General features: G+C 66.5%; 25 protein-coding genes and 1 pseudogene. 14 read left to right on the top strand and 12 right to left on the bottom strand.

All coding sequences use genetic code 11. The features are described from left to right. Positions 1-3: 3 nt before the first annotated feature. The 4 genes from ABE464_RS13310 to ABE464_RS13295 form a co-directional block, all read right to left on the bottom strand. Positions 4-612, bottom strand: coding sequence for a thioredoxin family protein (locus tag ABE464_RS13310; RefSeq protein ID WP_346472354.1), 609 nt, complete (start codon positions 610-612; stop codon positions 4-6). A gap of 8 nt (positions 613-620) precedes the next feature. After that, positions 621-2129: an oligopeptide:H+ symporter gene (locus ABE464_RS13305; RefSeq protein ID WP_346472353.1), complete on the bottom strand. Its 1509-nt coding sequence runs from the start codon at positions 2127-2129 to the stop codon at positions 621-623. Between the two features lie 242 nt (positions 2130-2371). Beyond that, positions 2372-3250 (bottom strand): tryptophan 2,3-dioxygenase family protein, encoded by an 879-nt coding sequence (locus tag ABE464_RS13300; RefSeq protein ID WP_019185279.1) that lies wholly within the window; start codon positions 3248-3250, stop codon positions 2372-2374. Between the two features lie 71 nt (positions 3251-3321). Next, complete coding sequence (locus tag ABE464_RS13295) at positions 3322-3960, bottom strand: NAD-dependent epimerase/dehydratase family protein (RefSeq protein ID WP_346472352.1); 639 nt, start codon at positions 3958-3960, stop codon at positions 3322-3324. Positions 3961-4093: 133 nt separating this feature from the next. Here ABE464_RS13295 and ABE464_RS13290 point away from each other — a divergent pair, with 133 nt between their 5' ends. Genes ABE464_RS13290 through ABE464_RS13280 form a run of 3 tightly spaced genes read left to right on the top strand, consistent with a single transcriptional unit; the run spans position 4094 to position 6896 of the window. After that, the gene (locus ABE464_RS13290) at positions 4094-5656 is read left to right on the top strand and encodes a GGDEF domain-containing protein (RefSeq protein ID WP_346472351.1); all 1563 of its coding nucleotides are present in this window, start codon (positions 4094-4096) and stop codon (positions 5654-5656) included. A gap of 45 nt (positions 5657-5701) precedes the next feature. Then, positions 5702-6226 (top strand): sigma-70 family RNA polymerase sigma factor, encoded by a 525-nt coding sequence (locus ABE464_RS13285; RefSeq protein ID WP_346472350.1) that lies wholly within the window; start codon positions 5702-5704, stop codon positions 6224-6226. Positions 6227-6236: 10 nt separating this feature from the next. Continuing rightward, entirely contained in the window at positions 6237-6896 is a 660-nt protein-coding gene (locus ABE464_RS13280) for a hypothetical protein (RefSeq protein WP_346472349.1), read from the top strand. A gap of 12 nt (positions 6897-6908) precedes the next feature. Here ABE464_RS13280 and ABE464_RS13275 read toward each other — a convergent pair whose 3' ends face one another. Further along, positions 6909-7820 (bottom strand): DUF808 domain-containing protein, encoded by a 912-nt coding sequence (locus ABE464_RS13275; RefSeq protein WP_346472348.1) that lies wholly within the window; start codon positions 7818-7820, stop codon positions 6909-6911. A 166-nt stretch (positions 7821-7986) separates the two neighbouring features. On the opposite strand from ABE464_RS13275, the pseudogene ABE464_RS13270 reads away from it, so the two are divergent. Beyond that, positions 7987-9642 (top strand): annotated as a pseudogene (locus tag ABE464_RS13270) (AarF/UbiB family protein); the annotation flags it as partial. A gap of 271 nt (positions 9643-9913) precedes the next feature. After that, positions 9914-12016: a phosphoglycerol transferase I gene (locus tag ABE464_RS13265; RefSeq protein WP_346472347.1), complete on the top strand. Its 2103-nt coding sequence runs from the start codon at positions 9914-9916 to the stop codon at positions 12014-12016. A gap of 64 nt (positions 12017-12080) precedes the next feature. Here ABE464_RS13265 and ABE464_RS13260 read toward each other — a convergent pair whose 3' ends face one another. Together ABE464_RS13260 and ABE464_RS13255 are read right to left on the bottom strand one after the other, a co-directional pair. Beyond that, positions 12081-14492, bottom strand: a complete 2412-nt coding sequence (locus ABE464_RS13260; RefSeq protein WP_346472346.1) for a DUF3772 domain-containing protein — start codon at positions 14490-14492, stop codon at positions 12081-12083. Between the two features lie 118 nt (positions 14493-14610). Next, positions 14611-14859, bottom strand: a complete 249-nt coding sequence (locus ABE464_RS13255; RefSeq protein ID WP_346472345.1) for a hypothetical protein — start codon at positions 14857-14859, stop codon at positions 14611-14613. A gap of 182 nt (positions 14860-15041) precedes the next feature. Between ABE464_RS13255 and ABE464_RS13250 the strand changes: the two genes are divergently transcribed. The 3 genes from ABE464_RS13250 to ABE464_RS13240 all read left to right on the top strand — a co-directional run bounded on the left by ABE464_RS13250 (position 15042) and on the right by ABE464_RS13240 (position 17369). Continuing rightward, positions 15042-15536 (top strand): lipocalin family protein, encoded by a 495-nt coding sequence (locus ABE464_RS13250; RefSeq protein ID WP_346472344.1) that lies wholly within the window; start codon positions 15042-15044, stop codon positions 15534-15536. 7 nt (positions 15537-15543) lie between these two features. After that, positions 15544-16755, top strand: a complete 1212-nt coding sequence (locus ABE464_RS13245) for an FAD-dependent oxidoreductase (RefSeq protein ID WP_346472343.1) — start codon at positions 15544-15546, stop codon at positions 16753-16755. A gap of 98 nt (positions 16756-16853) precedes the next feature. Then, entirely contained in the window at positions 16854-17369 is a 516-nt protein-coding gene (locus ABE464_RS13240; protein WP_346472342.1) for a hypothetical protein, read from the top strand. An 81-nt stretch (positions 17370-17450) separates the two neighbouring features. On the opposite strand, the gene ABE464_RS13235 is transcribed toward ABE464_RS13240, so the two are convergent. After that, the gene (locus ABE464_RS13235; RefSeq protein ID WP_346472341.1) at positions 17451-17885 is read right to left on the bottom strand and encodes a PepSY domain-containing protein; all 435 of its coding nucleotides are present in this window, start codon (positions 17883-17885) and stop codon (positions 17451-17453) included. A gap of 198 nt (positions 17886-18083) precedes the next feature. Here ABE464_RS13235 and ABE464_RS13230 point away from each other — a divergent pair, with 198 nt between their 5' ends. From ABE464_RS13230 to ABE464_RS13220, 3 genes are read left to right on the top strand one after another with little or no spacing between them, the layout of a single operon-like run. Next, positions 18084-18326 (top strand): PepSY domain-containing protein, encoded by a 243-nt coding sequence (locus ABE464_RS13230; RefSeq protein WP_310793643.1) that lies wholly within the window; start codon positions 18084-18086, stop codon positions 18324-18326. Further along, positions 18326-18988 (top strand): response regulator transcription factor, encoded by a 663-nt coding sequence (locus ABE464_RS13225; protein ID WP_346472340.1) that lies wholly within the window; start codon positions 18326-18328, stop codon positions 18986-18988. Before ABE464_RS13230 ends, ABE464_RS13225 begins: the two co-directional genes overlap by 1 nt. Beyond that, positions 18985-20310, top strand: a complete 1326-nt coding sequence (locus ABE464_RS13220; RefSeq protein ID WP_346472339.1) for a sensor histidine kinase — start codon at positions 18985-18987, stop codon at positions 20308-20310. Before ABE464_RS13225 ends, ABE464_RS13220 begins: the two co-directional genes overlap by 4 nt. Positions 20311-20336: 26 nt before the next feature. Here the strand turns inward: ABE464_RS13220 and ABE464_RS13215 are convergent, their stop codons facing one another. After that, a complete protein-coding gene (locus ABE464_RS13215) occupies positions 20337-20660 on the bottom strand; it encodes a DUF6122 family protein (protein WP_346472338.1) in 324 nt (107 codons plus the stop codon). A 95-nt stretch (positions 20661-20755) separates the two neighbouring features. After that, entirely contained in the window at positions 20756-22645 is a 1890-nt protein-coding gene (speA, locus tag ABE464_RS13210; RefSeq protein WP_259262072.1) for an arginine decarboxylase, read from the bottom strand. 192 nt (positions 22646-22837) lie between these two features. On the opposite strand from speA, the gene speE reads away from it, so the two are divergent. Next, positions 22838-23692 carry a polyamine aminopropyltransferase gene (gene speE, locus ABE464_RS13205; protein WP_123729927.1) on the top strand — a complete coding sequence of 285 codons (855 nt, stop codon included), beginning with the start codon at positions 22838-22840 and terminating at the stop codon, positions 23690-23692. An 84-nt stretch (positions 23693-23776) separates the two neighbouring features. Here speE and ABE464_RS13200 read toward each other — a convergent pair whose 3' ends face one another. Next, entirely contained in the window at positions 23777-24682 is a 906-nt protein-coding gene (locus ABE464_RS13200; protein WP_346472337.1) for an aspartyl/asparaginyl beta-hydroxylase domain-containing protein, read from the bottom strand. Positions 24683-25235: 553 nt separating this feature from the next. On the opposite strand from ABE464_RS13200, the gene ABE464_RS13195 reads away from it, so the two are divergent. Beyond that, the gene (locus ABE464_RS13195) at positions 25236-25889 is read left to right on the top strand and encodes an RIO1 family regulatory kinase/ATPase (protein ID WP_346472336.1); all 654 of its coding nucleotides are present in this window, start codon (positions 25236-25238) and stop codon (positions 25887-25889) included. A gap of 30 nt (positions 25890-25919) precedes the next feature. Here ABE464_RS13195 and ABE464_RS13190 read toward each other — a convergent pair whose 3' ends face one another. Next, positions 25920-26258 carry a P-II family nitrogen regulator gene (locus ABE464_RS13190; RefSeq protein WP_070472404.1) on the bottom strand — a complete coding sequence of 113 codons (339 nt, stop codon included), beginning with the start codon at positions 26256-26258 and terminating at the stop codon, positions 25920-25922. Positions 26259-26384: 126 nt separating this feature from the next. On the opposite strand from ABE464_RS13190, the gene ABE464_RS13185 reads away from it, so the two are divergent. Then, entirely contained in the window at positions 26385-26645 is a 261-nt protein-coding gene (locus tag ABE464_RS13185) for an accessory factor UbiK family protein (RefSeq protein ID WP_346472335.1), read from the top strand. Positions 26646-26651: the final 6 nt, after the last annotated feature.

The raw sequence follows: 26651 nt of genomic DNA, 5'->3' as shown, positions 1-26651 counted from the left end.
CGATCACGACGCCTTGGGTGGCGCCCATTGCTTCATGAAGGCGAAGAAGCGGCCACGGTCGTAGCCCTTCTTCTGCCCCTTGTCCGCCTCCAGCTCCCCGGTGAACTGCGAATGCAGCAGCGTGCCGTCGGCATCGAGCACGAACAGGTGCGGATAGCCCTTCACTGCCGGGAACTGCGACAGGAACGCCGCGTTCTCGTTGTCTTCGCTGTAGTTGACCTTCATCCAGACATAGTTCGCATCGCGGAAGCTGCGGATCTGCGCATCGCCCTCGATGAAACCGTCCATCAGATGGCACCACGGGCACCACTCGCCGCCCACGTCGAGGATGATCCGCTTGCCGCCGCGCTGGGCCTCGACCTTGGCCGTGGCCAGATCGGCGACCGGATCGCGGGCGGGATCGAACTGGGCGTTGAGCGCCGCGATCGCGGCGATGTCCGCCGCGGCCGGGGTGTTGACCGAGGCCACCGGTTCGCCGGGATCGGCGACCGGGGGCTTCTGCTCGGAGGTATCCAGCGGCTGCGCAGGCGCAGCGGTGGGCGCCGACGACGGCGAACAGGCGGCCAGCAGGCCGGTCACGATCATCGACATAACCGCTGCTTTCATGCGCATCGCAGACCTCACTTGACGCCGTGCATCAGCTTGTTGATCAGCGGCGCGACCAGGAACAGCAGCACGCCGGAGCCAACCAGGGCGATGAAGCCGAAGGTGTAACCGGACTGTGCCGACTGCACGGTCATGCCGCCTTCGCCACTGACCCGACCGGCAAAGATGCCCGCCAGGTTGTTGCCGATGGCGATCGACAGGAACCAGCAGCCCATCGCCATGCCGCCCAGGCGGGCCGGGGCCAGCTTGGTGGTCATCGACAGACCGATCGGCGACAGGCACAGCTCACCGACGGACTGGATCACGTACACCATGAACAAGGTCCAGAACGGAATCTTGCCGGCGCCATCGACCATGCTCGACAGGGCCACCATCAGCAGCAGGAAGGCCAGGCCGTTGAACACCAGGCCCAGGCCGAACTTGCGCGGAATCGACGGATTGGCCTTGCCCATCTTGACCCACAGCCAGGCCAGGATCGGGGCCAGGGTGATGATCGCGATCGAGTTCACCGACTGGAACCATTCCAGCGGGAAGGTCCAGTCACCGAACTCGCGGTTGACGATGCGGTCGGCCAGGAAGGTGAAGGAGCTGCCGGCCTGCTCGAAGAACATCCAGAACAGCACGTTGAACACGAAGATCACCAGCATCGCGATGACCTTGTCGCGGCTCACGCTGCCGCCACGGACACCTTCGATCAGCAGCATCACCGCCGGCACCACGAACAGCGCCATCAGCAGGGCCTGCAGGGCCTGTGCGTCGATGGTGAGCAGGAAGTAGAACAGCGGGATGCCGATGATGGCGCCCAGCACGGCCACCATGCCCACGCGGCCGACACTCTCCTGGCCCGGGGCCGGTTCGCCAATGCCCTTGAGCTGGCGACGGCCCAACCAGAACCAGACCAGGCTGACCAGCATGCCCACGCCGGCGGAGATGAACACCACCTGGTAATGCGGCATCGCATCGGTACCGAAGATCTCACGGGCAAGCCAGCCGGTGATCACCGGGGCGATCATCGCACCGAGGTTGATGCCCATGTAGAAGATCGTGAAGCCCGAATCGCGGCGCACGTCGCCCTGCAGGTACAGCTTGCCGACCAGGGTCGAAATGATCGGCTTGAACAGACCGTTGCCGACGATGATGGTCGCCAGGCCGAGCTTGAACAGCAGCTCGGTCGGCGAGGCCAGCATGAACAGGCCGACCGCCATGAACAGCGCGCCCAGCAGGATCGACCGCTGGAAGCCGATCAGTTTGTCAGCGACATAGCCGCCGAAGATGGCACCGGCATACACCAGCGCCAGGTAGGCGCCATACAACTCGCTTGCCGGCTTCTCACCGGAGGCCTCGCCGCCATGGAACTGGGCCACGATGTACAACACCATCGCCCACCGGATGCCGTAGAACGCAAAGCGTTCCCAGAATTCGGCCATGAACAGCATCCACAAGGGACGCGGATGGCCCAAGAGGGTCTTGAACTCCGGCAACGCCGGTTCGGGAACGGATTTCGCGGCGGCGTCTACGCTCATGCGGGATTCCTGGGTTCGGTGGAAGACATGCACGTCCGATGTGCGAAACAACTCGGGAGAATCCCAGAACAAACGCGTTCACGTCAAATACACGCCGATGCCCGCAGCTGGCGGCACGGTCGCTGAACTTGCATCTGAAACTGCCGGGGTGAAACCGCCAGCGCAGCAATGGCGGGGCTTGCCGCGCGATACGGGTAATGGAGGCGCCAAATATGAATAGGCTTATTGGCGCCCGTGATCGGTTACGCGTCCGGCGGCATCGGGTCGTCGTTGCGGATCGTGGTGCGCACCTGGAACAGTTCCGGGAAGAAGGTCAGCTCCAGCGCCTGGCGCAGGAACCCGACCCCGCTGGAGCCGCCGGTGCCGCGCTTGAACCCGATCACCCGCATCACGGTGCGCATGTGGCGGAAGCGCCACAGCTGGAAGGCGGTCTCCAGATCGACCAGGTCTTCGCACAGCGAATACTCGCGCCAGAAGCGGTCGGTGTTCTGGTAGATCCGCTCGAACACCGGGTGCAGCGCATCGTCGGCCACGTGCGGCTGCTGCCAGTCGCGGCCCTGATAGCCGGCCGGGACCGGATGGCCGAAGCGGGCCAGATAGCGCAGGAACTCCTCGTACAGGCTGGGGGCATCAAGCACCTCCTGCAGTTGGGCCTGGCCGGCCGGATCGTGCGAGAACACCTGCAGCATCTGCGCGTTCTTGTTGCCCAGCAGGAACTCGATGTAGCGGTACTGCAGCGATTGGAAGCCCGAGGACGGACCCAGCACATCGCGGAAGCCCATGTACTCCGAGGGGGTCAGCGTCTCCAGCACCGACCACTGCTCGGTCAGCTGGCGCAGCACCTGCTTGCTGCGCGCCAGTACCTTGCGGCACTGCCAGACCTCATCGCGCTGCAGAAAGCCGATCGCCGCGCGCAGCTCGTGCGCCAACAGCTTGAGCCACAGCTCCGAGGTCTGGTGCTGGATGATGAACAGCATTTCGTCATGGTGCGGCGGGTTGGACAGCGGCTGCTGGGCCGACAGCAGCTGATCCAGGCGCAGGTAACCGCCGTAGGTCAGCCGCCCCTCCAGATCGGTGTGGATACCAGCTTCGAGATCGCGTTGGTTCTTGTCGACGGACATGGCAGGGACCGCTTGAGGGGCAGAAAGGGTAGCGCAGTGGCCGGGGAGCCGCGCATCCGGCCGTCAGCGGCTCACCGTTCCACCAGCTCGACCGAACCGACGATGGTCACGCCCGGCGTCGGCGCCAGAGCTGCTTCGACCAGCGCGGCCGCGATGATCCCGGCCGGGTTGATCCGCCAGGCACGCGGCAGGACCGGGCCCAGTACGCCCAGCACCAGGCTGGCCAGATGCTCGCCGGTACGTCGCTCGGCACGCTCGCCCCCGATCAGCCCCGGGCGGACCAGGGTCAGCGAGGGGTAGCCCAGTGCCCGCAGGTCCTGCTCCAGCCGGCCTTTGACCTGGTTGTAGAAAATCCGCGAGCCCGCATCGGCGCCCATCGCAGAGTTCAACGCGAAGGCATGCGCGCCTTGCGCCCGCGCCAGCCGCGCTACCGCCAGCGGCGCGTCATGGTCGACCCGTGCGAAGGCCGCCTGGCTGCCGGCCTGCTTGATCGTGGTGCCCAGCGCGCAGATCACGGCATCCACGGCCCACCACTCGGCCTCGGCCGGCAGCTGCGCGAAGTCCACGACTGGATTGACCAGCGCGGGATCGGTGATGCCCACCGGGCGTCGGGTCGGCGCAACCACCGCATCGCAGCGCGGGTCCTCCAGCAACTGCCGCAACACGTGGCTGCCGACCAATCCGGTCGCGCCCACCAGCATCACCTTCATCGCACTCTCCTGCCTGGCTCGTGCTTACCATCCTGCCATGCAGGATCGGTTCAAGCGTGACCGGACTGCGCCGATACTGTTCCAACCTCTCCACCGCTCCGGCCCCCGGCCGTGCCCTGCAAGGACCTGCCGCATGACGGACCCGCACGACCCTCCCCCCGGCCCCGGCACTGCTGTCGGGCGGCTGCTGTCGCGGCGGCAGAGCGTGGGGACCGCGGTGGAGACGCGCAGTGAACCGGCCCCGGTCCTGAAGGGCGGCAGCAGCGCGATGCTGCAGCGCCTGTTTGCCGGGATCGACAGCCCCGAGCCCCTGCTGGCCGCGTTTGCCAATGGCATGTCCACCCTGCCCGGCGAGCTGGGCGACATGGGCCTGCGCCTGCAATCGGCGCAACGCAGCGGCGACTGGGTCAGCTACGGCCGCGCGATGCGCCAGCTGATCGACAAGTACATCCGCACCATCGAACAGGAAACGCCGGACGGCCAGCCCGACAGCCTGCGCCTGCGCGAGCTGCTGCGGCACACCCTCGGGGTGACCGTGGCCAGCCTGCTGCAGAACATGCCCGAGCTGCGCGAGGAGCCTGGGCAGCTTGCCGGCGAGGTGCATCGCTGGCATCCCGGCCAACCGCTGCAGCCGATCGAAGTGCGGCTGCGCGAGCTCTCCCATCAGATCGGCGTGCGCAGCGATGGCTGGCAGGAGCAGCAGGAGCTGCTGCTGAGCCTGTTCGATCTGCTGCTGGACAACATCGGCGAGCTGCTCGATGACAGCAGCTGGCTGCACGGCCAGGTGCACGCGGTGCGCTCGCTGATCGGCGGCCCGCTCGATCGCGACTCGGTGGAACAGGCGCGCGCCAACCTGCGCGAGGTGATCTACAAGCAGGGCCTGCTCAAGCAGGGGATCGTGGAATCCAAAGCGGCGATGAAGAACGTCATGGGCGGCTTCATCGAGCGCCTGGATGGCATGGCGGTCAGCACCGGCGAATACCACGATCGCATCAGCAGCTATGCGCTGGCCCTGAAGGAAGCCCGCAGCATCGCCGATCTCAATCAGCTGCTGCAGGACGTGCTGGTGGATACCGGCCGGGTGCAGGAACAGGCGTTGCAGGCACGCGACCACCTGGGCAATGCACGCCGCGAGGTGGAGCAGGCCGAGCAGCGCATCGCCGAGCTGGAGCAGGAGTTGCGTGATGTTTCCGGGTTGGTCCGCACCGATCCGTTGACCGGTGCGCTCAACCGGCGCGGGCTGGATGAACTGCTTGAGCGTGAGATGGCACGCGCGGCGCGCCACGGTCATCCGCTGGCACTGGCGCTGCTCGACCTGGACAATTTCCACCAGACCAACACCCAGTACGGCCACGCCGGCGGCGATGCGGTGCTGCGCCATCTGGTCGAGGTCTGCCAGCTGCACCTGCGCAGCAGCGATGCGATCGCACGGCTGGGCGGTGACGAGTTCATCCTGCTGCTGCCGGAAACGCCGGCGGCGGACAGCATGTCCACGCTGCTGCGGCTGCAGCGCTCGCTGGCACAGCGGCCGTTGCCGCTGGACGAACAACGCGTGCCGGTGCATTTCAGTGCCGGTCTGGCGCAATGGCTGCCCGGCGAAGCGGCGGACGCGCTGTTGCGCCGTGCCGATACCGCGCTGTATGCGGCCAAGCGCGTCGGCAAGAACCGCGTGCAGGCTGCCGAGCCGGCGCGCTGATCCGGTGGCTGTGATATCCGGCGCCCTGGCGCGAATCACCCGGGTATGGACATGACCCTGCCCCGCGCCGCCCACGATCCACGCGCGCGCTTCGCCGCGCTGCTGGAGCAGCACCGCGGCATTGTGTTGAAGGTGGCGCGTGGCTACTGCCACCACCCGGAGGATCGACTGGATCTGGTCCAGGAGATCAGCGTGCAGGCGTGGGCCGCGTTCGAGGCGTTCGATCCGTCGCGGGCACGCTTCTCGACCTGGCTGTACCGGGTGGCGCTCAATGTGGCGATCTCGCAATGGCGTCGCCAGCAGCACCGGCAGGGCCACCACGCACCATTGGACGACGATCTGCCCGCGGTGGACGACGCCGCCCCGCCCGAACAGCGCCACGCGCTGCGCCAGCTGGAGTTCGCCATCCACGCGCTGCCACCGCTGGACCGCGCCCTGATGCTGCTGCACCTGGACGACCACGACCATCGGCAGATGGCCGAGGTGCTGGGCATCAGCATCGCCAATGTTTCCACCCGCCTGCACCGGGTGCGCCAGCAGCTGCGTACCCGCTTGAACCCCACCGACTGAGGGAACCGCCATGCAACCGGATGAACTCAAGCAGCTGTGGAACCGCAGCAACGACGCCACCGATGCGCAGGAAGCGTTTGCGCTGGATGCATGGCGCAGCCATCGGCAGCGCGCCGTGCAGCATCAGTTGGGTGTCTTCAGCCTGTGGCAGTGGCTGCAGCTGGCGATGTGGCTGGCCGTGGCGGTGTACTGCGGCAGCCAGTGGTGGCAGCAACCGCCGCTGGCGGTGATGCTCAGTGCGCTGTCGCTGCACGCGTACTGCATCGCGGCCATCATCGTCAGCATCACCCGCCTGCAGCGCCGACGACAGCTGCACCCCACCCATACGGTGCTGGAGCAGTCGCATCACCTGGCCACGCTGCGCTGGCACACCGCGCTGACCGAGCTGCTGCTCGGCCTGCCGTGGTGCTGGCTGTGGCTGTCGGTACCGGTGCTGGTGGCCTGGCAGGCTTGGCGCGTGGATCTGGGCGCCGTCGCCGCGCCGTGGCTGCTGGTATCGCTGGGTGCGGGAACCTTGGCCATGATCGCCGCGATGGTGGCTGCACGGCGCTGGGTGCGGCGCGCGCCGAGCTCACCGCGGCTGCAGCGCGCGATCGATGTGCTCTCCGGGCACCGGCTGGCGCGTGCCCGCGCCGAACTGGAGGCCCTGCGCGGGTGGGAATCGGCCTGAGCTGGCCGAGCCTCAGTGCGCGGGCTTGGCTCCGCGCAGCTTCTGGAATGCGGTGACCACGCCCAGCACCACCGCGCCGATCACCACGCCGACGATCACGTTGCCCAGCGCGTTGATCAACCAGCCCCAGCTGCCATCGCCCCCCATCTCCAGAATGGCGTGATGCAGCGGCGCGATGCTGTGCACCAGGATGCCGCCGCCGACCAGGAACATGGCCGCGGTGCCAGCCACCGAGAGGAACTTCATCAACCACGGTGCGGCCACCAGCAGGCCCCGGCCGATCGCGGCCAGCGCAGCCCCCTTGTTGGACAGGTACAGACCCAGATCGTCGAGTTTGACGATGCCGGCGACCAGGCCGTAGACGAACACCGTCATCGCCAGCGCGATCACCACCAGGGCGGTGACCTGGTTGAGGAAGGGAGCGCTGGACACTACGCCCAGCGACAACACGATGATCTCGGCCGAGAGGATGAAGTCGGTGCGGATCGCGCCCTTCACCTTGTCCTTCTCCCACGCGACCATGTCCACCTTCTCGTCGGCCAGGGCCTTGACCCGTTCGGCCTTGCGCTGTTCATCCTCATCGCGCGAGTGCAGGAAGCGGTGCGCCAGCTTCTCCACACCCTCGTAGCAGAGGAACGCACCGCCGATCATCATCAGCGGGGTGATCGCCCAGGGCAGCCAGGCGCTGATCGCCAGCGCGGCCGGTACCAGGATCGCCTTGTTCACCAGCGAGCCCTTGGCGACCGCCCAGACCACCGGCAGCTCCCGGTTGGCGCTCACGCCGGTCACCTGTTGGGCGTTCAGCGCCAGGTCGTCGCCGAGTACGCCGGCGGTTTTCTTGGCCGCGACCTTGGTCAGCACCGCCACGTCATCCAGCAGGGACGCAATATCATCGAGCAACGCGAACAGACTGGCACCGGCCATGGTGGATCCAAAGGAGGAAGCGGGAGCGCCGATTCTGACCGATCCGCGCCCTTGCGCGGTAGCGGGTGCGGATTCACCATCCCACCACCGCCGCCCGGCCACACTGCCGGTGATCGTCGCCCCGGAGTCCTGCTTGAACACCACGCCCGTCGTCCCCGGTTCGCCGTCGCTGGTCAAGGGCATGAACCGCCGCAGCCAGATCCTGCGCCTGCTGTTGCGCTACCGTAATTCCGGCGTGTTTTCCGGCATGAACCTGGACGCGCGCGCGGTCCACGATGTGCCGCCGGACGGCAATCCGGAGCAGTTCGTCACGGATCTTGAGTCACTGGGGCCGACCTTCGTCAAACTGGGCCAGATGCTTTCCACCCGCCCGGACATGGTGCCGGTGGAGTTCGCCACGGCGCTGGAGCGCATGCAGGAGAAGGTCGCGCCGATCCCGGTCGAGCGCATCTCGGCCATCATCGAACAGGAGCTCGGTGCCTCGGTCTCCAAGCTGTTCGCCAGCTTCGACCCGGTTCCACTGGGCTGCGCCTCGATCGCCCAGGTGCACCGCGCGGAGCTGCACGATGGCCGCCAGGTGGCGGTCAAAGTACAGAAGCCTGAGGTCGCCGCACAGCTGCGCTCGGACCTGGAGGTGCTGCGCAGCTTCGCGCTGGCCGCTGACCACCTCACCCAGGTGGGCCGTCGCGTGCGCCTGCGCGACTGGCTCAACGAGTTTGCCAAAACGCTGATGCAGGAGCTGGACTACCAGGCCGAAGCGGAGAACCTGCAGCGCTTCGGGCAGCACCTCAAGCCGTTCAAGCCGCTGTGGGTGCCACAGCCGGTCTGGGACTACTGCAGCCACCGCGTGCTGACCATGGAGCTGGCCCAGGGCGTGCGCGTGGACATGATTCCCGACGTACGCCGCACCGAGCAGCCGATGGCCCCGCTCGCCGCTGCATTGATCCGCGGGTATGTCGACCAGATCTTCGTGCATGGTGAAATCCATGCCGATCCGCACCCGGGCAATCTGCGTGTGACACCGGCGGGTCGCCTGGCGATCTTCGACCTGGGCATGGTCGCGCACATGCCCCCGCGGCTGCGCGAGCGGCTGCTCAAACTGCTGTTCGCGGCAGTGGATGGTCGCGGCGAGGAAGTCGCCGATGAGATCATCGGCATCAGTACGCGGCTGGAGTTCTTCGATGAAGAGCGCTATCTGCGTGAGACCGGGCAGATCATCGCGCGCTATGCCGCCAACAGCAGCTTCTCCGAGGGCCGCGTGGTGCTGGATCTGGTGCGCATCGCCACCGCCAGCGGCCTGCGTACCCCGCCGGAGTTGAGCCTGCTCGGCAAGGCACTGCTGAATCTGGAAACCGTGTGCCGGCTGCTGTCGCCGGACCTGGACACCCGCCGCATCGTGGAGAAACAGCTGCAGCACGTGATGCGTGCACGCCTGAAGAAATCGCTGTCTGCGGCCAATCTCGCCAGCGAGGCCATGGAGATGCAGCAGCTGCTGCGCGATGGGCCGCGCAAGATGACCGACATCCTCGCGCTGCTCGCCGAAAATCGCCTGCAGATGAAGGTCACCGGGCTGGAAGAATCACGCCTGATGGAGAACCTGCAGAAAATCGCCAACCGCGTCTCTGCCGGCATCGTCACCGCCGCACTGATACTCGCTGCGGCGATGATGATGAAGGTCGATACCGGCTGGCATCTGTTCGGCTATCCGGCGATCGCATTCACCTTGATGTTGATCGGCGTGGTCCTCGGATTGGGCATCATCCTCAGTGCGCTGATCTTTGATCGTCGCGCACGCTCCAAGGAAGAACGCGGGCACCGGTAACACGTTCGCACGCACGTCACGCCTTCAGCCGACCCTGAGCACGCGCGATGCAGTGCAGCATCGCGCGCGCTTCTTCACGCGCGTTTTACGTCGCATATCGCAGTGCGAAGCGGGATGTTCGTTGTCGTTTTCAACAAACATTTCAGTCAGGTTCGTGCAGGCATGATCGAGTCATCGGCTTGTCATGCATGTGTGGTTGGGACAGCCGGTCGGATGGGACATACGTCGTCATGGCGTCCATCACCACCTGTCTCCACTGCCAAAAGTGCTTATGCTCTGGATCCTGCTGCTGTCACTGTTGCTGCTCGCCTGGCTGTTCCTCGCATCTGACAAGTGGGTGTGGTGGAAGGCAAGCCTCATGTCATTGCTGCTGCTGACCCTCAGTGCGTGGTGGTTGATCAACAAGTTGTCCGGTGACGGTCTCAATGCCGCCACGCTGTACCACCTCGGCGCGGACATGGAAGGCGCCGGTGTCGCCGACTTCAAGCACTACATCGCCGGCTTCATCGCGCTGGCCCTGGTCTCGCTCACCCCCTTGCTGCTGGCGCGCCTGCGTCCTCGGCGCCGCCCCGCGCATGGCAAGGCGGTGTTTGCCGGCTTCATGGCCATGTGGTTCGTCGCCATCGTGGTGAGCCCGCTGTACAGCGATGCCCAGCGTCTGTACCAGCAGATGCGCCCGGTGGACTACAGCATGGTCAAGGCCGAATACCGCGTGCCGACGCAGCCGCTGACCAAGCCGCGCAACATCGTGTGGATCTACGGCGAAAGCCTGGAGCGCACCTATCTCAATGAAGAAACCTTCCCGGACCTGATGCCCAACATCAACCGGCTGGCCGCGCAGTCGCTGGACGTGCGCGGGCTGGTGTCGGCCGAAGGCGGTGGCTGGACCATCGCCGGCCTGGTCTCCTCGATGTGCGGTGTGCCGCTGACGACCGCCAAGGAAGACGAAAACAGCATGGGCCGGATGGGCAGCTTCCTGCCCGAAGCGGTCTGCCTGGGCGACTACCTCAAGCAGCAGGGCTACACCAATCACTACCTGGGCGGGGCCAACGGCCAGTTCGCCGGCAAGGGCCAGTTCCTGGCCACGCATGGCTTCGATACCGTTGACGACCTGGCCTGGTTCAAGCAGCAGAAGATCACCCGCGCGCATTTCTCGCCGTGGGGCTTGCATGACGATGTGCTGCTGGACAAAGCCTACGACCGTTTCGTGCAGCTCTCGCGCAAGGGCGAGCCGTTCATGCTCACCACGCTGACCATGGACACCCATCATCCTGCGGGTCACCTGCCGGTAGCCTGCAAGGGCACCCGCTACAAGAGCGAGCATGGCAACATCGGCATGCTCAATGCGCTCAAGTGCACCGACGGGCTGATCGCCAAGCTGGTCGACCGCATCCAGGCCAGCCCGTATGGCGAAGACACCTTGATCGTGATCGCCTCCGATCACCTGGCCATGCCGAACGATCTCAGCCACATCCTGGCCAAGCAGGACCGCGAGAACCTGCTGCTGTTCCTGGGCAAGGACATCGCCCCGCGCCAGCTGACCGCGCCGGCCGGTTCGACGCTGGATTCGGGTGCCACCCTGTTGAGCCTGATCGATCCGGCCATCGATTCGATCGGCTTCGGCCGCTCGCTGCTGCATCCGGAGCGCTCGGACAGTGCCAGTGCCGCCGTGTTCCGTGACAACGGCAAGGACTATCCGCGGTACCTGGCGTTCTCGCGCTCGCTGTGGCTGGGCGACAAGACCCGACAGCTGCGCATCGATGACGACAACCAGGTGGTGATCGGCCTGCAGCATGTGCAGCCGCCGGTGCTGCTGGAGTACGACAAGCACTGGGACCTGAAATCGGTCTACCTGGAGAACACCTCCAAGCAGTTCGATCTGGCAGACCCGTCCAATACGCTGGCCTACGTGGATCGCTGCACCGCATTCGAAGACGGCTCGGCCGATGGCGACTGGTGCGCGATGCTGGTCAACCAGGACAAGGGCATCAAGCTGTTCCGCGATGACCAGCTGCGCGGTGGCGTGGCGGTGGACGGCCCGCTGGATCCGTTCAACGGCCCGCGCCCGAGCATCCGCCAGGCGCACATGATCACCCACAAAGGCCGCCGCACCCGCGCCGGTCAGTACATGGTGCAATTGGTGACCAAGCAGTCACCGGACCGCGGTTTCTGGATCGAAGCGGTGTCCTCGCAACGCAAGGTGGTGGTCGCCCAGCAGTGGGTACAGCCCGATGCCGACGGCCGCGTCAACCTGAGCTTTGGTCTGGACCACGAGGTCGATGATCTGGAAGTGCGCGCCTGGTTGAACCACGCCGAGAAGCTCGCCGTGGATACCTTCGCGCTGGTGCCGTCGCGCCGCGGCAACCGCGGCTGATCCGGCACCCCCGGCCGACATCGGGGGCTGTCGACGGTCGGTATCCGTCCATCGTCGGTTGCGCTTACGCGTGCGGGTCAGGCGCCGCCGGATCACGCACGAGATGGATATCGGTTGGCGAGGACAACGCGATCCCGGCCGCCGCAAACTTCTGCAGCACCGTGAAGTACAGCTCGCTGCGGGCGCCGTACACCGCCCGCGGGCCGGACACATAGGCGAAACTGTTGATCGCGATCTGCCCATTGGCGATCGAGTCGATGAACACCGACGGTGCCGGGTCGCTCAGCACGCCCGGGTGATCGGTGTAGGCATCCAGCAGGATCTGCCGCAATGCGGCCACGTCCGTGTTCAACGGCACCGAGAACTGGATCTGGATCCGGCCCTGCGCGTTGCCCATCGTCATGTTGCGGATGGTCTTGGTGATCAGCTCGGAATTGGGCACGATCAAGGTGGACTTGTCGCCGACCTGGATCTCGGTCGAGCGCACGCTGATCCGCTTGATGTCGCCTTCCTGGTCGCCCAGCTTGACCCAGTCGCCGATCTTCACCGGCCGCTCGGCCAGCAGGATCAGGCCCGAGACGAAATTCTGGGTGATCGCCTGCAGACCGAAACCGATACCCACCGACAGCGCGCTGACCACCAGTGCCAGCTTCTCCAGCCCAATCCCCAGCGCGGTGACGCCCCACAGCACCGCGGCGATGATGCCGAGATAGCGGGTGACGGTGCTGATCGAGTTGCGCGCACCGGCATCGAGCTCGGTCTTGGGCAGGTAGGTGTCGCTCAGCCAGCGCTGGAAGGTCTGCATCACCGCCCACACCACCAGGAACACCAGCACCGCATACAGCACGCCCCCCGGCCTGAGCGTGGTCTCACCGATCTTCAGGCCGCCGGACAACGAATCCAGCCCACCCAGGAAGGCGTTGAGGTTGCCGAATGGCGCGGCCAGCATCAGCACGCCCAGCAGGATCACCGCGACCCGCAGCACCGCCGAGAGCAGCACACCGGCCTGCTCCACCCGCGACTCACTGAGCCCGGTGGTCAACACGATGGTCTGCCCGGCACGGCTGCTGGGCGCGAGCGCCCAGGTGGCCAGGTCATCGGCAAACTTGAGCAGCAACGAGACGGCCATGAACACGACCGCGACCCAGACCAGCTGCTGGGCCACGAACAGCGCGAAGTTGAGGTACCCCAACAGGGTGGCGATCACCGCCGCGGCCACGGCGATGTGGCCGACCAGACGCGCCAGCACGATCCAGCCACTGCGGCGTGGCGCCCCCCGCACCTTGCCATCGCCACCGGCGCGGGGGTCGGCCCGTGCTTCGGCTTCGGCGGCTTCGGCCGCCTGGCGGTTATGCATGCGCGCCAGCGAGGTCAGGATCGCGATGATCAGCCCCAGGTAGGTCAGGGCCATCAACCCATCGGCGGCCACCGTGGTCACCTCGCTGGTGCGGGCGGCGCGGTCGAGGGCGACCAGCATGATGCTCAGCCAGGTCAGGCCGGCCGCGCCCCAGGCGTACTTGCGCAGCCGCAACGCCGCGCTGTCATCCAGCGGCAGCAGCCGCCACGATGGCCGCTTGGGGACCAGCAGGCAGGCACTGAGCGCGGCGATGAAGGCCGCCACGAAGGTGGCCACCTCGAAGGTCTCGGCGACCTGCTGCAGGCGCGGGGGGATCGCGCCGATCGCATCCAGCGATTCCACCAGGGCCACTGCCGCCAGCCCCGGCAACAACGTGCCGACCAGCAGCAGCCACACCGCCAGGCCAGAGCGGCGCAGGCGTCCATCGGGTGCGCGCTCGGAGGCGGCAAAGCGGCGTCCCAGCACGCGCAGCCACAGCCGCAACGGGAAGAACATCACCAGTGCGACCGCCAGCCCGATCAAGGGCGCGTTCCAGCCATGCTTGGCAATGGCGTTGCGGGCCGCGTCTTCGCCAAGACGGTAGAGGATGACCAGGCGATGCACATCGTCCGGCACGTCCTTGGCGAAGCTGCGCCACAGCGACGGTGACAGCGGTGAGGCAACCTTGCGGCTCAGCTGTTCGCTGAACTGGGTGACCCGCATCTTCTCGATGCGTTCGCCCAGTTGCCTGGCATCCACGGAAAGGAGCTTGGCGCGGGCGATCTGCGCGGTGATGTCGGCCTTCTGCTGGTTCAGCGCCTTGCGCTGCCGACTCACTTCCGGCGGCTCGACGGTGCCTTCGGCAACCTGGCCAAGCTGCTCAAGCCGCGCATCCACCTGCTGAAGCTGCGGGTCGAGGGCGCTCTGCAGGCCGTCGGCATCACGCTGGACGGCCAAGGCGCGGTCGGACAGCGCTTTCAGGGTTTCCGTGGTGCCCGCATCTTCCAGCGCGTCGCTGGTGGCGCGGAGCGCTTTTTCGGCCTGGACCAGCTGCTTGGCGGGATCCGGGGCCGGATCCGTGGCCTGCCCGAGGGCGAGCGGCGCGGCACCCAGCCAGGCGAACAACAGCAGCCACGACAAGGACCGCACCACAAACGAAGAATGACGAAGCGACACGCCAGCACCAACGGTTCGCGCGGACCACCGCGCCTGCCCGCGACTATAAACCGGCCCCTGTTCAGAACAGGTATGTTGGCGCTCAGTACTTCAGGCGGAGCTCTTCGACCTGCGGCTGCAGGCGGGCATACCAGTCCTGGAATTCTTCTTCGGTGATCTCTTCGGGCGCATACACCGCGATTTCGTCCCAGGCGTGATCGGTCGGCAGTGGCTGCCGCGGACCGGCGCGCAGGGTGTAGGTCACGCCCTCATGGTCGACCACATCGTCGGCCGTCTCGCGCTGCTGGCGGGCAACGCCGGTTTCGCTCTTGAGCAGAATCACCTGGTACATCCGCATCTCCATCGCTGTTGAAAGAAGCGCCAATGGCGCTGCGGCCCAGCATAGCGCTGTGACCGGAAGCGGGACATGACGCGACCACAACGGACTGTCTCGACGCCGCACTCGCCCCGGCTTCACCCGGCCGTGGCAGCAGCCCCGGCATCGTGGGATCGCACTCCCACCAACCGTTGCCCATGACCCCACATCCCGACCTGAAAACCGTTCCCGACCTCAAGCTGCCGCGTTACCTGGGCACCTGGTACGAGATCGCCCGTCTGCCGATGAAGCACGAGCCGGAAGGCTGCACGGATGTGTCCGCGCACTACAGCCTCAAGGACAACGGCCACGTCGCCGTGGTCAACCGCTGCCGCATGGGCGATGAGATCGAGGAAGCCGAAGGCGAAGCCTGCCCCGTGGACAACGACACCGCTCGGCTGGAGGTCAGCTTCCTGCCCAAGGGCCTGCGCTGGCTGCCTTTCACCAAGGGCGACTACTGGGTGATCCAGATCGCACCGGATTACAGCGTCTCGCTGGTCGGCAGCCCGGACCGCAAGTTCCTCTGGCTGCTTTCGCGTACGCCCACGCTGGACCGCACCACCCAGGAGCACTACCTGGCGCAGGCGCGGCTGCAGGGCTTTGACCTGACCGAACTGATCCAGACCCCGCACACCGGTCTTCCCACCGCCTGAGGCTTCCATGGATCTGAAGAGCGGGTACCCGTTCTGGGCCGTGCGCAACGGCCTGATGCATGCGTTTCCGCCGCTGGAGAAGGATCTCAACTGCGAGGTGCTGGTGGTTGGCGGCGGCATCAGTGGCGCGCTGATCGCGGACGAACTCTGCGCGCACGGCCATGACGTGGCGCTGATCGAACAGCGCGACATCGGCTGGGGCAGCACCGCGGCCAGTACTGCGCTGCTGCAATATGAGATCGACACCCATCTGATCGACCTGACCCAACGCTATGGCGAGGACGCGGCCGTGCAGGCTTACCAGGCCTGTGCCGAGGCGATCCCGGCCATCTGCGAGGTGGCCGCGCCGTTCCGCGATGTGGACTGCCACCGCATGGCCAGCCTGTACTACGCGAGCAAGCGCGGGCACCAGGCGGTACTGGCCGAAGAATGCGCGCTGCGTGCCAGGCACGGCTTCGATGTGCGCTGGCTGGAGAGCGAGGCGGTCGAGGACGGGTACGGCATCCGCGCTCCGGGCGCCATCCTCAGCGCGCTGGCGGCACGCATCGATCCGTACCGGCTCACCTATCGCCTGCTGATGCGGCTGCACAAACGCGGCTGCGGGGTCTACGACCGTACCGTGCTCGATACACTCACCCCGACCCCGCGCGGCGTGACCGCCACCACCCTGGGCGGCGCCCGCATCCGTGCCCGCCATGTGGTGCTGGCCACCGGCTACGCCGGGCAGCGCTGGTTGAAGCCCTCGGTGGCCCGCAACCGCAGCAGCTACGCCTTCATCACCGATCCGATTCATCCGGACCTGCTCGGGCCGCTGCGCGAGACCATGGCGTGGGAATCGGCGCGTCCGTATCTCTATCTCCGAAGCACCGGCGACAATCGGCTGTTGATCGGCGGCGAGGACGATGCCATCGATCTCCCGGCCCGGCGCGACCGGCGGGTGGAGAGCAAGACCGCCACGCTGCTCAAGAAGACCGCCAAACTGTTCCCGCACCTGCCGCTGCAACCGGCCTTCTCATGGGGCGGCACCTTCGCCGAGACCCACGATGGCCTGCCGTTCTTCGGCCCGCATCCACAGTGGGGACCACGGGTGCTGTTCGCGATGGCCTACGGCGGCAACGGGATCACCTACTCCATGATCGGGGCCGGGCTGCTGCGCGCGGGCATCGAGCGGCGCCGGCATCCGCTGGCGGAGCTGTTCGGATTCGGCCGGTTGCGCTGAGTTCCCCTTGCAACGCGCGCCATGACAGGCATCATTCAAACTACGGCTGCTAGCGTCAGCGCTGTCGGCCGTCCTGCCTGTCTGCTCCGGAGCCTCTCATGATCCGCCTGCTTCCCCTGCTGCTGTGCCTGTCCCTGCCCGGTGTGGCGCTGGCCCAGTCGGCCGCAGGCGCGACTGGCCCGCAGTCCTCGACCGGGCTGGATCTGAGCATTCCCGATGCGCCCATGCAGTACCTGAGCGATCAGTCACTGCGCGGCGACCCGCCGGGCACGTTCTACGGTGACCGTACCGGCCGGCGATCCACTGATCGGGCCGCCAACGGCATCGCCCACGTGACCGACGACAAGCTGCGGGTGAACGGCAGCCTGACCACCGGCATCGGCTACTCAGAGAATTTCGGCAACACCCACTACAACGCCGCCGAGCTCAACCTGAGCAAGAACTACACCAGTGACGAGGGCAACACCCGCAACGTCAACATCAACATCCGGGTGAGCGAAGGCAAGGGCCCTGGCTTCTTCGGCCCTTATGGTGGCTACGGTTATGACGGCTTCGATGGTTACCGTGGCTACGGCCGCGGCCCGGGCTATTGGGATTACCCCTCGCGCTGGTAAGCGCGGCACCCTTCAAGCGGACATGCGGACGGCCGGGGAAACCCGGCCGTTCGTGCACCCAGCGCGCGCTGGCGAGTGGGATCAATCCCACCAGCCGTCGCGCTTGCTGGCCAGCACACGGCCATCGTGACCGCTCATGCGCACTTCCACGCGCTGGTTGCGGGCGTTGCGCGCATCCAGGGTCCACGTCGCGCCATCGCGCTCAAGGGAGTCGATCTGCTTCAGACCGGCCTTGCCCGCCAGCGCCAGGATCTGACCGGCGTCCAGCACGGCGCGGCCATCGCGCGGATCGAAGATCTCGCCCTTGGTGTCATCGATGATCACTTCATCGACAGTGCCGTCCTTGCGGGTCACGTCCGCCTCCCACACACCATCGTCGTGCTCCAGCTCATGCACTTGGGTGTAGCCGGCGGCGCTCAGCTTGGCCTGCACCTGTGCAGCGGACAGGTTGGCGGCAAAGGCCGGAGTAGCGAACAGGGCGGCGGCCAGGGCGGTAGCGGCAATCATCGTCTTCATGGGAATCCTTGAGGGGGCACCGGTCCATTCCGGCACCGCCAGTCTGGCCACCGCGCCTAACCGGACCATGAGGGCGACTGTTAGATACTGTTTAGACAGCCCCGGTATACCGGTGCCCTGCCCTTCCCCCTGCGTGCCCGCATGTCTGCCCTTTCCCTGATGCTGCCCCTGCTGTTGACCCTTGCCCCGCAGGACCCGATGCGGGTCCTCGACGGTGGCAGCCGCCAGCAGGACAGCGTGCGCCAGGCGGTGCGGCAGGGACGCTTCGTACCGCTGGAACAGGTGGTTGCCGATGCATTGCGGCGTTATCCGGGCAAGCTGATCGAGGTGGAACTGGATGACGGAAAATACGAGGTCGAGATCCTTGGCCCGGACGGGGTGGTGATGGAGCTGGATTACGATGCCGCCACCGGCCGCCTGCTGAAAATGGAAAAAGACTGATGCGCGTGCTGCTCGCCGAAGATGACGCCCTGCTCGCCAGCCGGTTGCAGACGCTGCTGGAAGAGGCCGGCTATGTGGTCATCCACAGTGCGGAGGGGCGGGATGCCGAGTACCAGGGCCAGATCGAGGACATCGCCGCCGCCGTGGTCGATCTGGGCCTGCCGGGCGTGGACGGGCTGAGCGTGATCGAACGCTGGCGTCAGGCCGGGCGCGACTTCCCGGTGCTGGTGCTGACCGCCCGCGCTCGCTGGCACGACAAACTGGCCGGCTTCGATGCCGGCGCCGATGATTATCTGACCAAGCCGTTCCAGCCCGAAGAGCTGCTGTTGCGCCTGCGCGCGCTGATCCGCCGCAGCGCCGGCCACGCGCATCCGCGCCTGCAGTGCGGCCCACTGGTGCTGGACGTCAACGCCGGCCGCTTCGAGCTGGACGGCGCGCCGCTGGCGCTCAGCGCGCAGGAGCACCGCATCCTCAGCTACTTCATGCATCACCCCGATACCGTGTTGAGCCGCTCGCGGCTGGGCGAGAACGTCTACGAAGACGGCTTCGATCCAGACTCCAACACGCTCGATGTACTGATCGGCCGCATCCGCCGAAAGCTCGGCAGCGAGCTGATCCACACCCACCGCGGCCAGGGCTTCCGCCTGTCGGCGACGCCATGACCACCGGTTCGCTGCGCACCCGCCTGCTGGTCGCCGGTGGCCTGGGTCTGGTGCTGGTCTCGGCACTGGCGACCTGGTGGCTGGGCGCGATGTTCGAGCGCTCGGCGCGGACGGCGATGGATGAGCGCCTGGGCAACGATCTGATCGCGGTGCTGGCACTGGCCGAGAGCGATGCCACCGGCCGACTGCAGTGGCGCGACACGCTGGCCGATGAGCGCTACCGGCGGGTGTTCTCCGGCGACTACTGGCAGGTGCTGGATCTGCAAGGGCGCCCGCTTGGGCAGTCGCGCTCGCTGTGGGATGACGCGCTGGCCGCACCGACCTCGCTGTCGGCTGGGCCGGCACAGGCCTTCGATGCGCCCGGCCCGCTGCAGCAATCGCTGCGTGTGCTGGCCCAGCAGGTCAGCCTGCCCCGCGCCGCCGCGCCGGTGATCGTGATGGTCGCCACCGATCGCAGCCCGCTGGATGCCCAGGTCGCCAGTTTCCGGCAGCGCACCGCGCTCGCCCTGGCCGTGCTGATTGCGTTGTGGTTCGGCGTACTGGTGACCCAGGTGCATTACGGCCTGCGTCCCCTGGCCGAACTGGGGCGCATCGCCGGGCAGGTGCGCAACGGCGAGCACGTGCGCTTCCCGCAGCAGGGTCTGGTCAAGGAAGTCGCGCCTCTGGCCGGCCAGCTCAATGCGCTGCTCGATCATCACCAACGCATGGTGGTGCGCGCACGCCGCAGCGCCGAAGACCTCGCGCACGCGCTGAAGACACCGCTCACCGTGCTCACCACCGAAGCCGAGGGCGATGGCAGCGACTGGCGCCAGACCCTGCGCAGCGAGACCGCGCGCATGCAGGCCAGCATCGATCGTTACCTCGCTGCAGGCCTGGGGGCCGACAGCCAGCAGCGCACGCCGGTGGCACCGGTGGTGAGCGCACTGTGCGGGCTGATGCAGCGCGTGCATGCCGCGCGCGGGCTGCGTTTTGCGTGCGACAGCAACACGGCGGGTGTGTTCGCCGGCGCGCGCGAGGATCTGGAAGAGATGCTGGGCAACCTGCTCGACAACGCGGGCAAGTGGGCCGCTCACGCGGTGCGCGTGGAGGTCGCCGCGCTCGATGGCCAGCTGCGGATCACCGTGGCCGATGACGGCCCCGGGCTGCCCGCCGAACAGCTGCAGCGCGTGCTGGAACGCGGTGTGCGGCTGGATGAGCGCGCTTCAGGGAGTGGGTTGGGCTTGTCGATCGTGGCGGACATTGCCGAGAGTTACGGCGGCACGCTGGTGCTGGCCACTGGCGCACCAGGGTTGCAGGCGACGTTGACGTTGCCGGCAGGGTGAGCACGTCATCCACGCATGGCGTGGACCTACCGGCCAGCGTGCATCCACCAGCAGTCAATGGCATCCAGCACGATGTGGATCATCAGGCCGATCCCGAACAGGCGCGTTTTCTTAGGCACACACAAGCCTGCGTACACCGCGATCGCCGGTGCGGTGTGCAGCGGATGGAAACCGATGCTGCAGCGGTTCGGGGCGTAGATCGGGTCAGCCAGCAGGTGGTCCAGATCGATGATCCAGCCCAGCAGCATCAGTACCCAGGCGGACATGAACCGCTTGCGCCAGAACATCCACGCCAGCAACGCCGGCACGGCCGCATGCAGGAACAGATGAAAGATCGCGCGCGCGCTCATAAGGGGGGCGGGTGCCTTGGAGGGACCGCCGGGCAGTGCCCGGCGTTACAGGCGGCCGGGTGCGGCCCGAAGGCCGTCACCCGTCGTCACGTGGCTTACGCCAGCGGTTCGTCGGACAGGTAGGTGTAACCGGTCAGACCGGCTTCCAGTGCCTCGGACAGTTCCTGCGCGCGCTCGGGCGAAAGCTTCGCCGCCGCCACGCGCTCGGCGTAGCTGGCGCGCAGATCGGCCAGGCTGTAACCCACGTAGTCCAGCATCACATCGGTGGTATCACCGCGGCGTTGCTGTGTGATCGCGTAGCCATCGGCGTCGGCCAGCACTTCCACCGCGTCGGTATCGCCGAACAGGTTGTGGATGTCGCCCAGGATTTCCTGGTACGCACCGACCATGAAGAACGCGATGCGGTAGCTCTCACCGGACTTCAGCGCATGCAGTGGCAGCGACGTGTCCAGGCTCTCGTTCTCGACATAGGTCTTGACCATGCCGTCCGAATCGCAGGTCATGTCCGCGATGATGCCGCGGCGCTCGGGCTGCTCGTTCAGGCGCTCGATCGGCACGATCGGGAACACCTGGTCGATCGCCCAGGCATCCGGGATCGATTCGAACACGCTGAAGTTGACGAAGTACTTGTCGACCAGGCGCTCGTTCAACTCGTCCAGCGCCGGGCGATGGCTCTTCTCGTCGTAGCTCAGGCGCGCGCGCACGGCATGGGCGATGGCGTAGAACAGGTCGTCGATGCGGGCGCGCTGCGGCAGATCGATCTGGCCCAGCGCATAGCTGGACAGGCCTTCGGCATGGAAGTGCTGCGCTTCCTGGAACAGTTCCACCGCCGGGCGCTCGTCGAGCTCGGCGTGGATCTCGCGCAGGTGGCGGATCGCCGCCGGCTCGTCGTCGTGCTGGTCCGGCACGCGCCCTTCCTGCGCCTCTTCCACTTCCGAGACGTTGGCGATCAGCACCGCGTGGTGCGCGGTCATCGCACGGCCGCACTCGGTGACGATCCGCGGCGGGGTCAGGCCGTGTTCTTCGCAGGCATTGGCCAGCGGCTGCACGATGTTGCTGGCGTAGGAGTTCAGGCCGTAATTGATCGAGCAGAAGCTGCGCGAGCGGGTGCCTTCGTAATCCACGCCCAGGCCACCGCCGACGTCCACGTGGGTGATCTTCGCGCCCAGGCGCGAGAGCTCCACGAAGTAGCGGGTGGCTTCGCGCATGCCATTGGCGATGTCGCGCACGTTGGAGATCTGCGAGCCCATGTGGAAATGCAGCAGGCTCAGGCAGTCGGCGTATTCGGTATCGCGCAGCGACTTCCACAGGTCCAGCAGCTGGCGCGGCGAGAGACCGAACTTGGCCTTGTCGCCACCACTGTTCTGCCACTTGCCCGCGCCCAGCGAGGCCAGGCGCATGCGCACGCCCAGGCCCGGCTTCACGTCCAGCGCCTTGGATTCCTCCAGCACCAGCTTCAGCTCGGAGGGCTTCTCGATCACGATGAAGGTCTGCAGACCCAGCTTGCGGCCGATCAGGGCCAGGCGGATGTATTCGCGGTCCTTGTAGCCGTTGCAGACGATCAGGCCACCCGGGCGCGACAGCGCCAGCACAGCCATCAGCTCGGGCTTGCTGCCCGCTTCCAGGCCGAAGCCCTCGCCGTGGTGACTGGCGAGCGTGCCGGCCACGCCACGGTGCTGGTTGACCTTGATCGGGTACACGGCGGTGTAGCCGCCCGGGTAGTCCCAGTCGGCCTGCGCCTGCGCGAACGCGGCCTGCAGCTTGCCCAGGCGCTGGCCCAGGATGTCCGGGAAGCGCACCAGCAGCGGCAGCTTGGCGCCGGCCTCGCGGGCAGCGTCCACGATCTTGGGCAAGGACACCACCGGGCCGTCCTGGCCAGTCGGTCTCACCACCATGTGTCCTGCCTGATCCACGTCGAAGTAACCATCCGCCCAATGCGGAATCGAGTAGGTCTTGCGGGCTTGGTCGAGGGACCAATCGGTCATTTCAGTGGGCCTGGTTGGTAAAAAAGGGGGTGCATGATAACGCCTATGTGGCGACAGCTCCGTTATCATGCGCGCCCGCGCCCGTGCTCAGGCTTGAAACCTGAACGGGCCAACCCGTCCGGACGTGGCTTGCGCCACGCGGCACCGCCGCCAGCCCGGCTCCAACACCCTTCCGAACAGGACTGCTCCTCCATGACTGACAACAACAACTGGTACATCGAACACTTCGAGCGCACCGGCTCGGCCATCGGCTACCGCCTGACCGGCAAGCTGGATGAAGTGCAGTCGCCGTTCCAGAAGATCGAGATCTTCGCGACCACCGATTGGGGCAACCTGATGACCATCGATGGCGCCATCATGTTGACCAGCAAGGACAACTTCTTCTATCACGAGATGATCAGCCACCCGGTGCTGTTCACCCATGCCGCGCCCAAGCGCGTGGTGATCATCGGCGGCGGCGACTGCGGCACCCTGCGCGAAGTGCTCAAGCACGCCGGCGTGGAGAGCGTGACCCAGTGCGACATCGACGAGCAGGTCACCGTGATGGCCCGCAAGCACTTCCCGGAACTGTGCGATTCCAACGATGACCCGCGCGCCGAGCTGATGTTCGACGACGGCGTGGCCTACATGGCCAACTGCCCGGCCGGCAGCGTGGACGTGGTGATCGTGGATTCCACCGATCCGGTCGGCCCGGGCGAAGGCCTGTTCAACAAGGCGTTCTACGAGAGCTGCTTCAAGGCCCTGAAGGATGACGGCATCCTGGTGCAGCAGTCCGAATCGCCGCTGATGCAGCTGGACCTGATCAACGAAATGCGCGCCGAGATGGGCAAGGCCGGCTTCGGTTCGTTCAAGACCCTGCCGTTCCCGCAGCCGTGCTACCCGACCGGCTGGTGGAGCGTGACCCTGGCCCGCAAGGGCGAGAGCAGCTTCGATTTCCGCCAGGCCGATTCGGCTGGCAAGTCGTTCGATACGCTGTACTACACCGCCGCCCTGCACACCGGCGTGCTGGTGACCCCGCCGTTCGTGGCTTCAGCCCTGAAGGGCTGATCGAAGGCGTGCCGACCAACGGTCGGCACCTACCGGTTCGCCAACAAAAAACCCGCGCTGGCAGCAGCGCGGGTTTTTTGTTGCTCAGATCGCCCAGATCCCGGTGATCACCGCCACCACCAGGCCCCACTTGATCACCTGGTAGGCCACCACGCTGCGCTCGCGCAGCGCCTTGGCCTTCAGGCGCACCTTGTAGACGCTGCCGAAGGCCTTGTTGACGCCACCGGTGGGGTCACCCGGCAGGTTCGGCGAGGCGCCACCGGCCAGCAGCGTGGAGGCCACCGCGCGGTTGAACAGGCCCGGCAGGCCGAAGCGCAGCGGGCGGGCGATGTCGCAGAACAGGATCACGCGGTCGTCCGGCGTCTCGTTGTGCGCGTGGTGGATGTAGGTCTCATCGAACATCATCCACTCGCCATCACGCCAGCTCTTCTTGATGCCATCCACCACGATGTAGCAGCCATCGTCGTTGGGCGTGGTCAGGCCCAGGTGCAGGCGCAGCGAGCCGGCGAACGGGTCGCGGTGCGGGCGCAGCTCGCTGCCCGAGGGCAGCTGGGCGAACATCGCCGCACGCACGTCCGGCAGTGATTCCAGCAGCGCGGTGGTCTTCGGGCACAGCGCCTTGGCCGAGGGGTGCGACGGGCCGTACCACTTCAGGTAGAAGCGCTTCCAGCCGCGGCGGAAGAACGAGTTGAAGCCGGCATCGTTGAAGGTGCTGGAGGCGGCGATCTTGTCGGCGTCGCGCAGGGCCAGTGCCTCGTCGCGGATCATCTGCCAGTTCTGGCGCAGCGGCTCAAGCTGCGGGAAGTCCTTGCCCGGGTCCAGGAACGGCGTGGTCGGTACCTTCGAGAACGCATACATGATCACGTTGATCGGGGCCATGAAGCTGGAGTGGTCCAGCAGCTGGCGCGACCAGCGCGCGCGCACCTTGCCGCGGTAATGGATGTACAGCACGCAGGCGATGAACAGCCCTGCCAGCACGATCTTGATCATCAGTCTTCCTCCGGCAGGGCCGGACCCGAAATGGTGGGGGCGATGCACGGCAGCGACCGGCATCGAAAGGGCGGCAGAGGGCGGGGACGTGCCGGGGAGGGGCGGCCGCCGATGTCGCGAACAACAGCATATGGTCGGCAGCGCCCGGGTTGCGGTCAAGCACGAGGTGAGCGGCGTTCAGCGCAGCGTGGCGGACCGGGCCACCCCAGCAGAAGCCTGCGGCGCTCGCCTGTACTTGGAACAGACGAGCGCGCGGAGCCCCTGAGGGTTCACCGAATGGCCCCCTGCACGGGGCGCACGGCAGTCATGCCTGCCCTGCACTCTCCAGACGTGGCCACCAACCCGCTGATTAAAAACGAAATTGTTCCGAACGATACAAAATTGTCCGCTTCAGCGTGACGAACTGTTCCACGCCGGGCTACGACATTTCTCCGACATCATCTGGATTCGTGTACTGGCGAGTACTAAAATTAACGAAATCTTTAGTTCCCCACCGTAAGCAGCACCGGTACGCCTGACGCATTGCGCCGACCGCCGGGTCGCACAGACCCCTATGAACACAATTGTTGCCCCGTGTGTCGATGACACCGCCCCCGCCGAGCTGCTCAAGCGCGGCGAACGCCTCCTGGAACCCGACGTCTACCGCACCTGCCTCAATGGCCAGCCCGCGGTGGTGAAGGATTACACCCGGTATCGCGGCACCCCGCTGTCGCCGATTGCCCGCCTGCTGGTCCGCCGCGAAGCGCGCATCCTGCAGCGCCTGAGCGGCTGGAAGCATGCCCCGGCCCTGCTCGGCACCATCGGCGGCCTCGCGCTGGGCATGGAATTCATTCCCGGCCAGACCCTGAGCGCGGCCCAGTCGGTCGGCGTGGAGGTCTTCGAGCAGCTGCAGTACGCGCTCACCCGCCTGCATGCCGCCGGCATCACCCACAACGATCTGCATGGCACCAACGTAATGGTCAGCGGTGGCGTGCCGGTGCTGGTGGATTTCACCTCGGCCTGGCGCAGCCCGCGCTGGCTGCCGGTGCACCCGGTCTCGCGCCAGCTGCGCCGCAGCGACATGAAGAACCTGCTGAAGATGCGCCAGCGCCTGACCGGCGAGCGCCCCAGCGCCTCCGAGGCGGCCCAGGTGGCCGACCCCCGCTGGGTAGCCGGCGTGCGCGTGGCCTGGAAGCGCTTCTACCGCTGGTTCAAGGGCCACGCCTGAGGGCGGGCACCCTTGGAAGGCCGGCGCGGGTTACAGCGCGTCGGCATCCAGTTCACCGGTGCGGATGCGTACCACGCTGCCCAGGTCGTACACGAAGACCTTGCCGTCGCCGATCTTGCCGGTGCCGGCGGCTTTGACGATGGCTTCCACCACCTCCTCGACCTGATTGTCGACGACGGCCACTTCGATCTTCACCTTGGGCAGGAAATCGACCACGTACTCCGCCCCGCGGTAGAGCTCGGTGTGGCCTTTCTGCCGCCCGAAGCCCTTGACCTCGGTGACCGTGATCCCGGTGACGCCGCGCTCGGCCAGCGCTTCGCGCACGTCGTCGAGCTTGAACGGCTTGACCACCGCCATGACCATCTTCATCCGTCTGCACTCCTGTGTTCCAGGCTGCGAGGATAACGCCTGTCCCCCGGTGAACGCGATGCGCGCGGTCAGTGTCGCCGGCAGCGTGGCGGCTTATCCTTGGCACATACCCCGCGGAGCCGCAGCATGATCGACCTCAACCACCTCGATGACCTCGCCCGACGCCTGAGCGACATGGTCCCACCGGGCCTGCGCCAGTCGCGCGAAGAACTGCAGGCCACCTTCAAGACCGCGCTGCAGGCTGGGCTGGGCAAGCTGGACCTGGTGACCCGCGAGGAATTCGACGTGCAGCGTGCCGTGCTGCTGCGCACGCGCGAGAAGCTGGAGGCGCTGGAGAAGGTGGTGGCCGAGCTGGAAGCGCGTGGGCCGGCTGCACCCCGCGAGTAAACCGGT

Source organism: Stenotrophomonas sp. TWI587, assembly GCF_039674145.1.
GTDB classification, from domain to species: Bacteria; Pseudomonadota; Gammaproteobacteria; order Xanthomonadales; family Xanthomonadaceae; genus Stenotrophomonas; species Stenotrophomonas maltophilia_AY.
Note: the sequence above shows the minus strand (reverse complement) of the source record. Positions and strands in the feature narration are given on the sequence as shown.

Coding starts and splice junctions, on each gene's coding strand:
- ABE464_RS13190 (WP_070472404.1), bottom strand. CDS start 26,258: ATGAAGATGGTCATGGCGGTGGTCAAGCCGTTCAAGCTCGACGACGTG.
- ABE464_RS13300 (WP_019185279.1), bottom strand. CDS start 3,250: ATGTCCGTCGACAAGAACCAACGCGATCTCGAAGCTGGTATCCACACC.
- ABE464_RS13280 (WP_346472349.1), top strand. CDS start 6,237: ATGCAACCGGATGAACTCAAGCAGCTGTGGAACCGCAGCAACGACGCC.
- ABE464_RS13250 (WP_346472344.1), top strand. CDS start 15,042: ATGACCCCACATCCCGACCTGAAAACCGTTCCCGACCTCAAGCTGCCG.
- ABE464_RS13240 (WP_346472342.1), top strand. CDS start 16,854: ATGATCCGCCTGCTTCCCCTGCTGCTGTGCCTGTCCCTGCCCGGTGTG.
- ABE464_RS13225 (WP_346472340.1), top strand. CDS start 18,326: ATGCGCGTGCTGCTCGCCGAAGATGACGCCCTGCTCGCCAGCCGGTTG.
- ABE464_RS13305 (WP_346472353.1), bottom strand. CDS start 2,129: ATGAGCGTAGACGCCGCCGCGAAATCCGTTCCCGAACCGGCGTTGCCG.
- ABE464_RS13235 (WP_346472341.1), bottom strand. CDS start 17,885: ATGAAGACGATGATTGCCGCTACCGCCCTGGCCGCCGCCCTGTTCGCT.
- ABE464_RS13255 (WP_346472345.1), bottom strand. CDS start 14,859: ATGTACCAGGTGATTCTGCTCAAGAGCGAAACCGGCGTTGCCCGCCAG.
- ABE464_RS13200 (WP_346472337.1), bottom strand. CDS start 24,682: ATGATCAAGATCGTGCTGGCAGGGCTGTTCATCGCCTGCGTGCTGTAC.
- ABE464_RS13215 (WP_346472338.1), bottom strand. CDS start 20,660: ATGAGCGCGCGCGCGATCTTTCATCTGTTCCTGCATGCGGCCGTGCCG.
- ABE464_RS13195 (WP_346472336.1), top strand. CDS start 25,236: ATGAACACAATTGTTGCCCCGTGTGTCGATGACACCGCCCCCGCCGAG.
- ABE464_RS13185 (WP_346472335.1), top strand. CDS start 26,385: ATGATCGACCTCAACCACCTCGATGACCTCGCCCGACGCCTGAGCGAC.
- ABE464_RS13245 (WP_346472343.1), top strand. CDS start 15,544: ATGGATCTGAAGAGCGGGTACCCGTTCTGGGCCGTGCGCAACGGCCTG.
- ABE464_RS13230 (WP_310793643.1), top strand. CDS start 18,084: ATGCGGGTCCTCGACGGTGGCAGCCGCCAGCAGGACAGCGTGCGCCAG.
- ABE464_RS13290 (WP_346472351.1), top strand. CDS start 4,094: ATGACGGACCCGCACGACCCTCCCCCCGGCCCCGGCACTGCTGTCGGG.
- speE (WP_123729927.1), top strand. CDS start 22,838: ATGACTGACAACAACAACTGGTACATCGAACACTTCGAGCGCACCGGC.
- ABE464_RS13310 (WP_346472354.1), bottom strand. CDS start 612: ATGCGCATGAAAGCAGCGGTTATGTCGATGATCGTGACCGGCCTGCTG.
- speA (WP_259262072.1), bottom strand. CDS start 22,645: ATGACCGATTGGTCCCTCGACCAAGCCCGCAAGACCTACTCGATTCCG.
- ABE464_RS13285 (WP_346472350.1), top strand. CDS start 5,702: ATGGACATGACCCTGCCCCGCGCCGCCCACGATCCACGCGCGCGCTTC.
- ABE464_RS13275 (WP_346472348.1), bottom strand. CDS start 7,820: ATGGCCGGTGCCAGTCTGTTCGCGTTGCTCGATGATATTGCGTCCCTG.
- ABE464_RS13265 (WP_346472347.1), top strand. CDS start 9,914: ATGCTCTGGATCCTGCTGCTGTCACTGTTGCTGCTCGCCTGGCTGTTC.
- ABE464_RS13220 (WP_346472339.1), top strand. CDS start 18,985: ATGACCACCGGTTCGCTGCGCACCCGCCTGCTGGTCGCCGGTGGCCTG.
- ABE464_RS13295 (WP_346472352.1), bottom strand. CDS start 3,960: ATGAAGGTGATGCTGGTGGGCGCGACCGGATTGGTCGGCAGCCACGTG.